Consider the following 14,058-nt stretch of genomic DNA (forward strand, 5'->3'; position numbering starts at 1 on the left):
AAATCAGATAAAAAGAATTTTGAATTAAATTGTGTAAATAATCATTTTTAAAATAAAGGTCAAGAAATTACAATTTTATGTGTTACCTAAAGAAGAATGTCTACAAAAATTTCATACCTCCAATTACTAATTTGAAAGTTTATTTTTTTATCAGTCTTATTCTTAAAAATAGTTATTGATTTACTATTATTGTTTATAATAGAGGTGCTTTCTAAAGATATTTAACTTGAATTTGTACTTACATGTTTTGCTATTTAATTTTATAAATTTTTTATTTTTAGTCTATTAAATTTATAATTCCATTTTTTAATTCAATAGCAACATTCCCACTGGGTTTTATGTGTTCTTTTTGTTTTTTCTGAAGTATTTTTGTGAGTTTTTTATCTTTAGAATCTCCAAAAGTAGTTGTGTTATTATCCATTTTTAAAACTGTATTGTAGCCAAAAACATCCATTGTATAGTTTGCTTTTTTGACTTTGTATAAATAGATTTTTGAATAATCTCCTTCAAAAGAGAAGTTTTTAAAATCTTCATTAAAATTGTAAAACAAAACTTTACTGCTAAAATCTTTAATAGATGTGTTCTTTTTAATCTCACCCACCTCCATTTTTGAAGTTTCCAAATCAATTATAGAATTTGAAATTGAACCAACTCTAAATGGATGAACTCCTTTTAACTTATAAAAACCTCCTGCAATTTCTTCAGTATAAAGAAAACCATTTATCAATTGAAACTTATTTTCTCTAGATATCAATTTTTTAAATTTTAAACGAGTTCTAAAAGAATTAAAAATAACTCTCTCTTTAATGTCATAGTTGAAAGTAATATCAGAATGCAAAACTTTAAAGTTCATTCTGATATAGTTTGGTAGCTTTATTATAAAGGTTTTTTTGATTTTTTTTTGATTTTTTATAAACTCCTCATTTTCATATTTCTTCTTATTTTTAAATAAGTAATCTTGTAAATCATTTCCTACACTAGTTCTTATTTGTTTTAGAAGTGAATCTTTACTCTTATATAAAAATTTTCTATTTCTATAAAAAATCATAGATTCTTTTATTGCAGATTTTAATGAATCCATAGAAAAAAGTGTTTTTCTATTTACTCCAATAAGCATTGAGTTTTTTACACCTAATTTTAGATTATTATTATTTCTATCAACTTTCACATTAACTTCACCTAACAAATCTTTTATTTTTCTATCTGAATAATTTATAAACTCCATATAATAATTAAAATGAATTTTATCATCAAAAGATTCTTCAAAAACAATAGCTACATTATCTAAATCAAGTTCAAAAATGGTGTTTTCATCAACTTTATAGCTCTTTTTTAAAATGACTTCCTTGGTTTGTGCAACAGAAATTTGAATACTTAAAAAAAATAAAATACTATAAATATATGGTTTCATTACTGGTGTTTTTTTGGTTTAACTCTTTAATATGTTCCTTAATATTTTTTATCAATTCCAAACGTCTTTGTAAATTGTTTATTAAAGCTTCAAGCATATATATGTTATTAGGTGATTTTTGTAATTCTTTAGTGATTTTTTGATAATCTTTATCAAAATCATGCATCTTAATTTTATACTTATTTACTAATACAGAATCTTCTGCCACTTCAATAAATTGCTCCCATTCCTTATCAATATTGATTAAATACTCTTTTTCAATTGCTGCTACTTGAATTTGTAAAGGAGTTTTTTCAACTTGATTATTTACATAGAAATAGTAGACAGAACAAACCAAAATAATTGCTATTGAAGCAGCTATTTTAAACATACTTTTTCTTTGAAAACCGTTTTGTTTTTTATGCTGATATTTTAATTTATCTAGAAATTCAGCTCTATGATTTTTAGGAATTTCTATGTTAGCATCATTATTCTCCCTGAATAAATCTCTAATATCATGTTCCATATTTCTTTGTTTTTAATTTGTCTTTTAACAACAATTTTGCTCTTCTCAATTGTGTTCTTGATGTTTTTATAGGAATGTTTAAAATTTCTGATATTTCTTGATGATCATAGCCCTCTAACAAATACAATTTAATTACCAATTGATATTTTATTGGCAGACTTTCAATCGTTTCTAAAATCGTTTCTTTGGTGATGTTTATATTAAAATTCCAATTTTCATCATTGGATGGTTCTAAAGGATAATTCTCTAAAGAAACGGTTTCTAACTTTCTTTTTTTCAAAATATCAATACAAGTATTAATGATAATTGTCTTTAACCAAGCACTAAAATTAGTTCCACTTTTATAATTTTCTAAATTCAAAAAAGCCTTTAAGAATCCTTCTTGCATGGCGTCTTTTACTTCTTCTCTGTTTTTAATATATCTACAAGAAATTACAAACATTGCATCACAATATAAATCGTACAAATTCATCTGTGCTTTTTGATTGCCTTTTTTGCTTTCTATTACTAAAAAATGAATCTCTTTAGACATTTCTGTAGGTTGGTTCTGTTTTTAAAAACGATATGATTGTGGAAAGGTTTCAAAATTTGACCTAAAAAGCACAATAAAAGTTATTTTTTTGTGAAAAATTTATAACTCATTGACTTTCTGATTAAAAAACAAGTAATTTCGTTATATAATACAAAAAGTAATGACACTTTTCTTACAAGTATCGCTTATCATTTGGGTTTTAGTAACCTTACTCTGGTTATTAAGCGTAGCTATAAAAAATGTAAGTATTGTTGATATTTTTTGGGGATTTGGTTTTGTAGTAGTAAACGCTTTTTACATTTATAGTTTAGAAGAAATCAATCCAAGAAATTGGCTATTATTAGCTTTAGTTTCTATTTGGGGACTTCGTTTAACTATTTATTTAGCCATTAGAAATATTGGAAAAGGAGAAGATTATAGGTACCAACAATTCAGAAAAGATTATGGTGCAGAACGTTATTGGTGGTTTTCTTATTTCCAAGTATTTTTATTACAAGGTACTTTAATTTTATTGGTTTCTTTGCCTTATCTAGGGGTACATTTCAGTGAAACTTCTGGGGATTTATTTTGGCTAGATTACATTGCAATTTTACTTTGGATCATTGGGTTTAGCTTTGAAGCTGGTGGAGATTATCAATTGTATCAATTCAAGAAAAATCCAGAAAATAGAGGCAAAGTTTTAAATACAGGTTTCTGGAAATATACAAGGCATCCTAATTATTTTGGAGATTCAGCTGTTTGGTGGTCTTATGCCTTATTTAGTATTGCTGCAGGTGGTTACTGGCAGATTGTTGGGGCTGTTATTATGACCTTGTTAATTATTAAAGTTTCAGGAGTAGCCATGTTAGAAAGAACTCTAAAAAACACCAAACCAAAATATCAAGATTATATCAAAAATACGAATGCATTTATACCTTGGTTTCCTAAAAAATGATAGCTTATATCAAAGAAAATATCTGGTTTATTTTGTTCTTAATTTGGAGTTTTCCAATGGGGATTTACAGAAGTAAATTCAGAAAAATTGTATATAAAACAGATAGTTGGCTCATCAATATAAAACCTTTGTTTATTAAAGAGTTTAAAGGTCTTTTTGGAAATTTATATCCAGATAATATAGAGTATTTAAAACAACGAAATTTTTATCGTTTTTACTTGGGAGTTTATGGTGTTCTGTTTGTTTTGTATTTGTACTTTACCTAACTGTATTTCACCTTACGAATAACTCTCATTGCTTCTTTATATGTAACATAAGTGGTTTTATCGTCTAAACTTTTAATATAGTTTTTTGCCTTTTTTAACTGCTCTACTGCATCTAAAAATCCATGTAGATAACACAGTAAATAATTTGTAGGTAAATTAAAAACATATTCATTTTCAATATTAGACAATTGCTCTTTTGCTTCAATTTTAGAAATAATTTCATTAGAGCTCATATAAATATGATGTATTAAATTTGCATCGTATTTTGGAGGCTGAAACAAAAATTCAGTAACAATATCATGTTTACCATTATCTTTAAAGTTGATAATTGTTTTCTCTAGAGGATAGTATTTTTCGTTATTATCTGTTCCAAGAGAAATATATTCTGTGATAATAAAAGATTTGTGATTATAACTAATCTGAACATCATCTAATATTGAATAAAACAAACGAACTTGTTCATTTATTAGCTCAATATCAACTCTAGAATAAAATTCTTGTTGATTAATAATTTTTTGTTGACCTGCCCAACACAACACAAATTGCTCATTAAAAACTTTGTATTGCGGATTATATTCGTTTCTATGGTTGTTGATGAAATCAAAAACCCCATCTAAAGTAAGTTCTATATTATTCCTAGCATTTGTTTCAATAGCCTCAACAAGGATTTTATTAGCATTTCTTAACTCAAAATTTTCTCCTAAAAAAGGCATTGAATTGCTTCCTCTTCTATAGAAAATAGTATTCTTTCTATATTTCCAAGCATGTTTTAAAAGTGACGAAATTTTATGATTAGGATAAATAGTCACTAAACCAACAACTTTATGTCTTGATAATCTCGGAAAAGCTACGTTTTCATATTGAATTTTAGGAGGATTCTTTAAATACGCATTTACTAAATTTTGAATTTTGCTATCATCAAAAAAATCGACACCAATTATTTTATTTTCTGTGTCTTCAACTCCAATAACGATGTAAGAATTATTTTCTGGATTTGAATTAGATAGCGCACAGATATGTTTTAAAAACTTTGCTTTACCTTCTTTAGAAATCAATGATAACTTTTGCTTTTTATCATAGAAACTATTCTCATCGTTATGAGATAATAGATTTTTGATTAAAAGTCTTTTATTTATCATCTTAACTTAATAACTCTATTTCTTTGGTCAAGTTTTGTCTTGCTTTTTCTTCAAACAAATCTTGGTATTTATTTGTAAAGTATAATTTTTCTCTATTCAAAAAACTCAATAAAACCTTTTTTCTTGCAGGATTGTATAAAAAATCAGGATAAATTTTATACTCTTTTCTAATATTTTGAATATAATTTTCATAGATTTTCCATTCCTGCCCAAGAATTGATAGATCAAAATCTAATAAAAAGGCATTATCAAAATTATTATTTAAAATAATTTGATGCTTTTTTGTGGAAATTATCAATTGATAAATAATCTTGACATCAATTTTTTGTTTTACAATATTTTTTAAGGCAGACTTTGCAAAATCAGCACTTTTTTCTTCATTCCTTTTTGATGTAGATGTATAAATAATATCATGAAACCAAATTGCAAAGCGTAATTCATCATAATTATGGATTTCATTTTTATTTTCTGATGCTTTTTCTAGCATTGATGCTATATGCATCAAATTATGATAATATCTATTTTTTGAAGAATAGTTATTTTTAATTTTATTCCATAAAAAAGCTATTTCAGCATCATTTTTAAAATATTTTTCTGATAATTGAACCCAGCTTTTATGTAAATTCTCTATTGACATTCTAATCTACCTCTCTTCCTTTACTTGCCTGTAATAACTCAAACCAATCTTCTAAATCTAAATCTATAGAAAGTGCTTTGTTTGCATTTAAAATTCGTTTTTTATTAGTAGTTCCTATTACAGGAGAGATTTTTGCTGGGTGTTTTAAAATCCAAGCTAATAAAAGTACATCTTCAGAAACTGAATATTTCTGTGAAAACTTTTCTAGCACAGTTTTAATTCTTTCTGTTTTCTCATTTTCTTCTCTAAAAATAGTACCTAGTGGACTCCAACACATAGGTTGTATTTTGTTTTGTAGCATCTGGTCTAAACTCCCATTTTCCATTGCAGAAGTCTGGCTCAAAGAAAACTCAACTTGATTTACTGTAACAGGAATTTTATCTGCAATTAAATCTACTTGAAAAGGAGTAAAATTAGACACTCCAAAATTTATAATTTTTTGTTGTTCTTGCAATTCTAAAATAGCATCTGCAATTTCGTATGGATTCATTAAAGGACTTGGTCTATGTAATAAAAATGTATCCAGATACTCTGTTTTTAAATTTTTTAAAGATTGCTCTGCACTCCAAATTATATATTCTTTTGAATAATTATAGTGTTTTACTTTATTGTTTCTAGTTTCTCCTGGATTTTGAATTCCAGATTTAGAAATCAGCTGAATTTTTTCTCGTTCTACTTTACTTTCTAAAAATGCTTTTCCAAACTCGGCTTCTGTTGAGTAATCTCCATATAAATCTGCGTGATCAAAAGAAGAGTTTCCATTTTGTACACAAAATTGAATCATATCAACTTGTTCTTTGGTAGAAAACTGCTTTCCCCATTTTCCCCAAGACATACAGCCTATTATAATTTCTGACTTTGGCATTATATATTTTTATTAATAATTGTTGCACTTGCTTGTGCAGTTGGATAGACTACTAGATCTTCAATATTTACATGATAAGGTCTTGTAACTACAAAATGTATGATGTCTGCAATATCATCAGCCTGCAAAGCTTTATAACCTTTATAAACGGTTTTGGCTCTTTCAGTATCTCCTTTAAAACGAACATCAGAAAATTCGGTTTCTACCAAACCTGGATGAATACCAGCTACTCTAATATTGTATTCATTCAAATCTAATCGCATAGACTTATTTAAAGCGTTTACAGCAAACTTTGATGCACAATATACATTTCCATTTCGATACACTTCTTTGCCTGCTGTAGAGCCAATATTCACTATAAAACCATCATTATTCTCTATCATTTTAGGAATAATCGCTTTTGTAACATACAATAATCCTTTTACATTAATGTCTAACATTGCATCCCAATCATCAATACTTCCATCTTGAATTGTGGCTAAACCATGTGCATTGCCTGCGTTATTGATTAAGATATCTATATTTTTAAAATCTTCTGGAAGATTATTAATTTGCTCTGCAACATCATATTTATCTCTTACATCAAATTGTAATGTTGTTACTTCTGTGAGTTTTAACAACTCTTTTTGTAACTGATTTAAACGCTCTTTTCTACGTCCACAAAGAATCAGTTTGAACTTATTTTTTGCAAACAATTCTGCTGTTGCTTTACCAATTCCGGATGTAGCTCCTGTAATAAATACTGTCTTCATAAAACTTAATGATTTGTGTTTAAAATTATAAAAACTAGAAGTATTTATCTATTTTTAATTGATGTGTTTTTCATCAATTATAAACAAAGAAAAAACCACCCTCTTCAGGGTGGTTTCTCTTTCAATTGGTTATTTTAAGAAATAACCAACCAAAAATCAACTAACCAAACTTTATTTTAAATTTCTTCTGTCTTTTGTTTTTCTTATTACTTTAGTACGTTTTCTGTTGTTATTCCTTACAATATCTTTGGCTAGTTTAACATTCTTTTCACTTTTTAGATATTGTAAAAACCCTCTTCCAGAAAAATCGTACGTTGTATCTGAATTTATATGATATAAACTAACTCTACCATCATTAACAACGCTCAATTCAAATTCTTCTATATCTCCACCATCATAATTCAATGTTAAAATTTTAAGATCTTCAAAACCGTTTACATCAAATACTTCATATCCACCTACATAATCCCAATTAATATTGTCAACATTTGTGCCAAAAGCATCATGCGAGCTGTAAAATGTTGTTAAATTTTCTGGAGTAAACTGCAAGTAGTTTTCATCATCAAATGCATTAGGAGTTCCACTTATAGCATCAACTTTTTCCCAAGCAACATACTCTTGTAAGAAGTATTCTATATTCTCATAGAATAATTTATCGTAATCAAAATTATTAACATTATATCCAATCAAATAATAACTTACATTCTGTCTAAAATTGTATAATTCTATTTCATTATTCGATAATACTGTAACTTCAAAATCATTTGCTCCATCAATATCATGATTGGTTTCTAAAACACCATTAAATGTATTGTAGTTACCCACGTCAATTCCCAAGCCATTTCCTGTTCTACCAATATCTACAATATTGTTATTTGCATATAAAATACCATTGATAAATGAAAGTGTAAATGCTCTAGATACATAAGGTACATCTCCTGTACCTGTAGTTCTGTGATAATCTACGTACCACAAATCGTAACCAGAAACAACTTCTTCTAAAGTTGGCTGATATTCTACAAAAGGATCATTATTAATTGTGCTACAAGAACCCAATAATGCTCCTGTAATAATAATAGTGAAAAGTAGTTTTAGCGTCTTCATAAGCTTTCTGTTTTATGGTTATGTTTATAGATATTCAAATTGTGTGCCAAAAAATAATTTATCTTAAAACAAATGAGTTAACTTGCTTATTGTTATTGTTTTAATGTTCAATTAAAATATCTTCTCTTCTACTTTTTTTATTGATAAAATTTTATGATATTTTATTTTTCCAGCTTCTTTGTAATTGATAACTATCTCTTTTTCTTGTAATTTGAAAGGAGTTTTTTTGGAGTTTGGAATGGAATTACTGAATTCTTTAGTTGAATTATTGTCCAATATTATATCTCTTTTAAAGTAAGTTGGAAAACTAGCAAAAATATAAGTTTTACCTGCTATTGTTCTTTTGGTCAACTTAGATTTTTGATTCAAAAAGTAAATATTCTTAAAATCTATCTTGTCTTTTGAGCTATAACTAACGTATATTTTTGTTTCCTTTCTATCTTTTGATATATAATAATTGCTAGAATAAATTTGAAAAGGAGTAACATCTTCAAATTTAATAGATACACAAGAGGATAAAAAAATGAAAGTCAGGGTTAACATAGATATTCTATAAAACTGTTTCATTATGGTTTTTATTGGGTTTCTTTCCAATTAATATGCCAAAATAAAAAAGCGAACCTTTTTGGTTCGCTTTCAATATCAATATTAAGTTTTGTCTAATTATTTAATACTTATTTCTTTGAAAATTTAACTCCACCAACGCTTCGTTTAATTATTCAATGCTTCAGCTCCACCAACAATCTCTAAAATTTCATTAGTAATTGCAGCCTGACGTGCTTTGTTGTAAGTTAATAATAACTCGTCTCTTAATTCTTGTGCATTATCAGTTGCTTTATGCATTGCTGTCATTCGTGCACCATGTTCTGAAGCAAAGCTATCTCTAATAGCTTTATACAATTGAGTCTTTAAAGATTTAGGTATTAAAGCTTCTACAATTTCTACTTTTGATGGTTCAAAAATATAATCAGAATTAACAGCTGATGCATCTCCACCTTCAATTGGTTTAATTGGTAAAAATTGCTCTACCTGTGGTAATTGAGTAGCTGCATTTTTAAATTGATTGTAGATAATTTCTACTTTATCATAAGTACCTTCTGCAAATAAATTCATCAATTTTTCTGCAACTGCAGCAACATTATCAAATGATAAATCATCGTAGATGTCATTTCTAGTTTCGATTAAATTATATTCTTTACTAAGAATATCTGCTCCTTTTTTACCTATTGCAAATAAATCTACTGTAGCTTCTGAATAGTTAAATTTAATATTTTTAATAGTTTCTTTAGTTATAGATGAATTAAAACCACCACACAAACCTCTATTTGAAGTAACTACTACCAATAATACTTTAGAAACCTCTCTTTGTTCTGAATATGCACCTCCAGTATCACTATCTAAAGTAGCACTTAAGTTTTGTAATAATTCAGTTAATTTAGATGAATATGGCCTCATTGCTATAATAGCATCTTGAGCTTTTTTCAACTTTGCAGCAGATACCATCTTCATTGCAGAAGTAATCTGCATTGTAGATTTAATTGAGGTAATTCTGTTACGTATTTCTTTTAAGTTTGCCATTGTCTAGTTGTTAGTTATTAGTCTTTAGTTTTAGTTCTAATGTCTAAAAGTTAAAAGCTAACGTCTATTATGCAAATTGTTTTGCTATTTCTTTAGCAGCAGCTTCTAATGTAGAAGTAGCTTCATCTGTTAATTTTCCAGATTTTAAAACATCTAACATATCTCTATGTTTTGCATTTAAATAGTCTATATAATCTCTTTCGAATTTTTTAACTTGATTTACAGGAACATCTTTTAACAAGTTTTTAGAACCTGCATAGATAATCGCTACTTGATCTTCTACTGTAAAAGGATCGTTTTGTGCTTGCTTTAAGATTTCAACATTACGTTGTCCTTTAGAAATTACATTCATTGTAGCTGCATCTAAATCAGATCCAAACTTTGCAAATGCTTCTAATTCTCTAAATTGTGCTTGATCTAATTTTAAAGTACCAGATACTTTTTTCATAGACTTAATCTGTGCATTACCTCCAACTCTTGATACTGAAATACCTACGTTAATTGCTGGTCTTACACCTGAATTGAATAAATCTCCATCCAAGAAAATCTGTCCATCTGTAATCGAAATTACGTTTGTTGGAATATATGCTGATACATCACCTGCTTGAGTTTCAATAATTGGTAATGCTGTTAAAGAACCTCCACCTTTTACAATTCCTTTTAAAGAATCTGGTAAATCGTTCATTTCACTAGCAATTTTATCGTCATTGATTACTTTTGCAGCTCTTTCTAATAATCTTGAATGTAAGTAAAATACATCACCTGGATATGCCTCACGTCCTGGAGGTCTTCTTAATAATAAAGAAATTTCACGATATGCAACTGCCTGCTTTGATAAATCATCAAAAACAATTAAAGCTGGTCTTCCTGAATCTCTAAAATACTCTCCAATTGCTGCTCCAGCAAATGGTGCATAAACCTGCATTGCTGCAGGATCTGATGCGTTTGCTGCTACAATTGTAGTGTATGCTAAAGCACCTCTTTCTTCTAACATGTTTGCAATTGCTGCAACTGTAGAAGCTTTTTGACCAATGGCTACATATATACAATATACTGGGTTCCCAGCATCATAAAATTCTTTTTGATTTAAAATTGTATCGATAGCAACTGTAGATTTACCTGTTTGGCGATCTCCAATAATCAACTCACGTTGACCTCTACCAACAGGGATCATTGCGTCAATAGATTTGATACCAGTTTGTAATGGCTCTGTTACTGGCTCTCTATAAATTACCCCAGGAGCTCTACGCTCTAAAGGCATTTCGTAAGTATCTCCTTTAATTGGCCCTTTACCATCAATAGGACTTCCTAACGTGTCTACAACTCTACCTACAATACCTTCACCTGCTCTTAAAGAAGCAATTCTTTCAGTTCTTTTTACAGTGGAACCTTCTTTTATAGAAGTTGATGGACCTAATAATACAACACCAGCATTATCTTCCTCTAAATTTAAAACGATACCTTCTAGTCCATTTTCAAATTCTACTAACTCTCCATATTGTACATTAGATAAACCGTAAACACGAGCAATACCATCACCCACTTGTAATACTGTACCTACCTCGCTTAATGAAGCTTGAGCTTCAAAGTTTGTTAACTGTTCTTTTAAAATTGCTGATACTTCAGCTGGTTTAATACTTGCCATCTTATTTTAGTTTTTAGCTGCTAGCTTTGGCTTGTAGCTACTTACTTTTAATTTACTTTTGCTATTACTAATGACTTGTAGCCAAAAGCAAATAGCTAATTATATTTTTGGAATATAATGACTGTTGTCAAATTCCTTTTTCAATTCATTTAAATGATTAGAAATACTAGCATCATACTGAATATCTCCAACTCTTAAAATAAAACCTCCTAAAATATTAGGATTTACTTCATTTTCTAGATTTGCTTTTTCTCCTGTTAACTCTACGATTTTAGCTAATACTTGTTTTTCTATTGTTGCAGAAATTGGAACAGCTGTTGTAACTTTTGCTACTTGTGTATTCTTATAAAAATCAAAAATGATAGTATATTGCTTTGCAATAGATTCTAACATTGAAATTCGTTTGTTTTCTTGCAATAAATTAAAAAGACCTAAAGAAATATTGTTTACTTTTTTAGAAAACATTGCTTTTAAAACATTCATTTTATCAGCAGATTTAATAACAGGGCTTTTCAAAACAACACCAAACTCATGATTTTCTGCTATTATAGAAGCGATTAACTGCATGTCGTTATTTACTTCAGATTCTTCTTTAGAATCTATAGCAAGATTTAAAATTGATTTTGCATAACGTAATGCTGCTCTTGCGTCTTTCATACTTTTTAATTTAAAGTAACGTCTTTTAAAGTTTCTTCAACTAACTTAAGTTGTTCTTTTTTAGAAGACAATTCTCTTTTAATAACAGATTCTGCAATACCAATAGACAATTCAGCAACATTCTTTTTCAATTCGGCTAAAGCTGCTTGTTTTTCTTGTTGAATTGAAGCTTGTGCATTCTCAATTAACTTGGTAGTTACTTCTTTTGCATCTTCTTTTGCATCAGCTATCATTTTATCTCTAATATCTCTAGCATCTTTCATCATTACATCTCTTTCTGCTCTTGCTTCTTTTACTAGCCTTTCATTGTCAGCCTGTAAGTTTTGCATTTCTTTACGAGCATTTTCTGCAGCTGCTAAAGCATCTTGTATACCAGATTCTCTTTCTTCTAAAGAATTTAAAATTGGTTTCCATGCAAATTTAACCATTAGAGCTATTAATATAAGCAGTAAAATAGTTGAAATTATAAATAAACCTGGCGAAAAATCTTCTAATAATGCTTCCATTATCTTATAATATTTAAATTATTTTCTTTTGTTTAATTAAAAACAGGTTCTGTAACCAACCGTTACAGAAATCCTGTTCTTTTTTGTTTTTTTGGATATTAACCTTGTCCTAAGATCAATGCACCAAATGCTAACCCTTCTAAAAGTGCTGCAACAATAATCATCGCTGTTTGAATTTTACCACTAGCTTCTGGTTGACGAGCAATACCTTCTACTGCTTTACCACCAATCTGACCTAGTCCAATTCCACCACCAATAACTACTAATCCTGCTCCAATTAAATTGTACATAATAATTGTATTTATATTAAATTAAACAAATTTTATTAATGATGTTCGTGTTCTTCTACTGCCATACCAATAAACAAAGCTGAAAGCATTGTAAAGATATATGCCTGTAAAAAGGCCACTAAAACCTCAATTAATATTATCAAAAATGAAAGCGCAAAAGATAAACCTGTTGCACCAACAACTCCTAATTCTTTTTTAAGTGTAAACATTATTGCTATTAAACTCATTAACACGACGTGACCTGCAGTTATATTAGCAAATAAACGAACTAATAATGAAAATGGTTTAATTAAAAAATGTCCTGCTATTTCTATGATTGCTAAAATAGGTTTAACAAAAACAGGAATACCTGGCATCCATAGAACATGACCCCAATAATCTTTATTTGCACTAAAAGTATAAACGAATAAAGTAAATATTGCTAAACATGCTGTTACTGCAATTTGACCTGTTACGTTAAACCCTAATGGAGTTAAACCAAATAAGTTTAAAACCCAAATAAAGAAAAACACCGTTAATAAATATCCTGTAAATCTTCTATAATGCTTATCTCCAATATTTGGACGAGCAATTTCATCACGAACATATAAAACCAAAGGTTCTAAAATTCTACCAAAACCTATTGGTACTTTTCTAGTTTTATATTGTTTAGCTAAACCTGAAAACCAGAATAGCATTAACAAACCTATCATTAATATACCAAATACACTTTTTGTTATCGATAAATCTATTACTTTATGCCCATTGGTTGCATGATGAGTTTCATCAAAAGAAACAGTTGTAGCACCATTATCTAACTCATAGATTTTAGAATGGATTTTAGCAAATTTTAATCCATTTTTCTCAACAATTACATGTCCATCATCATTGTGATGAAATTCTGAAGACATAAAGGTTATTAACCCTTTACTCGACCATAATATAACAGGTAATGGAAAACTAACATGAACTCTTTCTCCTGCATCATTTGTATAAGACCAAAGGTTAAAATCGTGGGAATCTTTTAAGTGATGCTGAATATATTCTTTGACTTCTTCCTTCGTATTTACGCGACCTCCATCATTTTGGTTATCTTGTTTTTTATCTGTACTAGAAGCAAAACCACTAATTGTAAAAAATGATACTGCTATTATTGCTAGAAATTTGATTGTTTTTTGTGCAATCTTCATTGTAAAAATACGCTTTCTAAATTCGGTGCAAAAGTAAATCAATAATTCAAAACTACAAACCTTTTTTA

Annotated in this window: 17 protein-coding genes; 2 read left to right on the forward strand and 15 right to left on the reverse strand. The window is 28.3% G+C overall.

The window, feature by feature from the left end; translation table 11 throughout:
• Window positions 1–277: 277 nt before the first annotated feature.
• The 3 genes from BTO18_RS11860 to BTO18_RS11870 are packed head-to-tail and all read right to left on the reverse strand — an operon-like array spanning window position 278 to window position 2,448.
• Window positions 278–1,411 carry a hypothetical protein gene (locus BTO18_RS11860; RefSeq protein ID WP_105016427.1) on the reverse strand — a complete coding sequence of 378 codons (1,134 nt, stop codon included), beginning with the start codon at window positions 1,409–1,411 and terminating at the stop codon, window positions 278–280.
• The gene (locus BTO18_RS11865; RefSeq protein WP_105016428.1) at window positions 1,392–1,916 is read right to left on the reverse strand and encodes a hypothetical protein; all 525 of its coding nucleotides are present in this window, start codon (window positions 1,914–1,916) and stop codon (window positions 1,392–1,394) included. The genes BTO18_RS11860 and BTO18_RS11865 overlap by 20 nt, the downstream gene beginning before the upstream one ends.
• The gene (locus BTO18_RS11870) at window positions 1,906–2,448 is read right to left on the reverse strand and encodes an RNA polymerase sigma factor (RefSeq protein ID WP_105016429.1); all 543 of its coding nucleotides are present in this window, start codon (window positions 2,446–2,448) and stop codon (window positions 1,906–1,908) included. Before BTO18_RS11870 ends, BTO18_RS11865 begins: the two co-directional genes overlap by 11 nt.
• Window positions 2,449–2,608: 160 nt before the next feature.
• Between BTO18_RS11870 and BTO18_RS11875 the strand changes: the two genes are divergently transcribed.
• Together BTO18_RS11875 and BTO18_RS11880 are read left to right on the forward strand one after the other, a co-directional pair.
• On the forward strand, window positions 2,609–3,382 hold the full coding sequence (locus BTO18_RS11875) for a DUF1295 domain-containing protein (protein ID WP_105016430.1): 774 nt from the start codon (window positions 2,609–2,611) through the stop codon (window positions 3,380–3,382).
• Window positions 3,379–3,648 carry a hypothetical protein gene (locus tag BTO18_RS11880; protein WP_105016431.1) on the forward strand — a complete coding sequence of 90 codons (270 nt, stop codon included), beginning with the start codon at window positions 3,379–3,381 and terminating at the stop codon, window positions 3,646–3,648. The genes BTO18_RS11875 and BTO18_RS11880 overlap by 4 nt, the downstream gene beginning before the upstream one ends.
• Here BTO18_RS11880 and BTO18_RS11885 read toward each other — a convergent pair.
• From BTO18_RS11885 to atpB, 12 genes are all read right to left on the reverse strand, one after another.
• Window positions 3,645–4,787, reverse strand: a complete 1,143-nt coding sequence (locus BTO18_RS11885) for an ATP-binding protein (protein WP_105016432.1) — start codon at window positions 4,785–4,787, stop codon at window positions 3,645–3,647. The two genes, BTO18_RS11880 and BTO18_RS11885, sit on opposite strands and share 4 nt — an antisense overlap.
• 1 nt (window position 4,788) lies before the next feature.
• Window positions 4,789–5,424: an HD domain-containing protein gene (locus BTO18_RS11890; RefSeq protein WP_226789029.1), complete on the reverse strand. Its 636-nt coding sequence runs from the start codon at window positions 5,422–5,424 to the stop codon at window positions 4,789–4,791.
• A gap of 1 nt (window position 5,425) precedes the next feature.
• Window positions 5,426–6,289, reverse strand: a complete 864-nt coding sequence (locus tag BTO18_RS11895; RefSeq protein ID WP_105016433.1) for an aldo/keto reductase — start codon at window positions 6,287–6,289, stop codon at window positions 5,426–5,428.
• A complete protein-coding gene (locus tag BTO18_RS11900) occupies window positions 6,289–7,041 on the reverse strand; it encodes an SDR family NAD(P)-dependent oxidoreductase (protein ID WP_105016434.1) in 753 nt (250 codons plus the stop codon). The genes BTO18_RS11895 and BTO18_RS11900 overlap by 1 nt, the downstream gene beginning before the upstream one ends.
• 171 nt (window positions 7,042–7,212) lie before the next feature.
• Window positions 7,213–8,145: a hypothetical protein gene (locus BTO18_RS11905; RefSeq protein WP_105016435.1), complete on the reverse strand. Its 933-nt coding sequence runs from the start codon at window positions 8,143–8,145 to the stop codon at window positions 7,213–7,215.
• A gap of 111 nt (window positions 8,146–8,256) precedes the next feature.
• Window positions 8,257–8,712, reverse strand: a complete 456-nt coding sequence (locus BTO18_RS11910; RefSeq protein WP_146106925.1) for a hypothetical protein — start codon at window positions 8,710–8,712, stop codon at window positions 8,257–8,259.
• Between the two features lie 144 nt (window positions 8,713–8,856).
• Complete coding sequence (gene atpG / locus BTO18_RS11915; RefSeq protein WP_105016437.1) at window positions 8,857–9,723, reverse strand: ATP synthase F1 subunit gamma; 867 nt, start codon at window positions 9,721–9,723, stop codon at window positions 8,857–8,859.
• Between the two features lie 67 nt (window positions 9,724–9,790).
• Window positions 9,791–11,368, reverse strand: coding sequence for a F0F1 ATP synthase subunit alpha (gene atpA / locus BTO18_RS11920; protein ID WP_105016438.1), 1,578 nt, complete (start codon window positions 11,366–11,368; stop codon window positions 9,791–9,793).
• Window positions 11,369–11,467: 99 nt separating this feature from the next.
• Window positions 11,468–12,025 (reverse strand): ATP synthase F1 subunit delta, encoded by a 558-nt coding sequence (gene atpH / locus BTO18_RS11925; RefSeq protein WP_105016439.1) that lies wholly within the window; start codon window positions 12,023–12,025, stop codon window positions 11,468–11,470.
• A gap of 5 nt (window positions 12,026–12,030) precedes the next feature.
• Complete coding sequence (locus BTO18_RS11930) at window positions 12,031–12,531, reverse strand: F0F1 ATP synthase subunit B (protein WP_105016440.1); 501 nt, start codon at window positions 12,529–12,531, stop codon at window positions 12,031–12,033.
• 98 nt (window positions 12,532–12,629) lie between these two features.
• Window positions 12,630–12,821, reverse strand: a complete 192-nt coding sequence (gene atpE / locus BTO18_RS11935; RefSeq protein ID WP_105016441.1) for an ATP synthase F0 subunit C — start codon at window positions 12,819–12,821, stop codon at window positions 12,630–12,632.
• A gap of 35 nt (window positions 12,822–12,856) precedes the next feature.
• The gene (gene atpB, locus BTO18_RS11940) at window positions 12,857–13,990 is read right to left on the reverse strand and encodes a F0F1 ATP synthase subunit A (protein WP_105016442.1); all 1,134 of its coding nucleotides are present in this window, start codon (window positions 13,988–13,990) and stop codon (window positions 12,857–12,859) included.
• Window positions 13,991–14,058: the final 68 nt, after the last annotated feature.

Source organism: Polaribacter porphyrae (assembly GCF_002954685.1).
In the GTDB taxonomy this organism is placed as follows: Bacteria; Bacteroidota; Bacteroidia; order Flavobacteriales; family Flavobacteriaceae; genus Polaribacter; species Polaribacter porphyrae.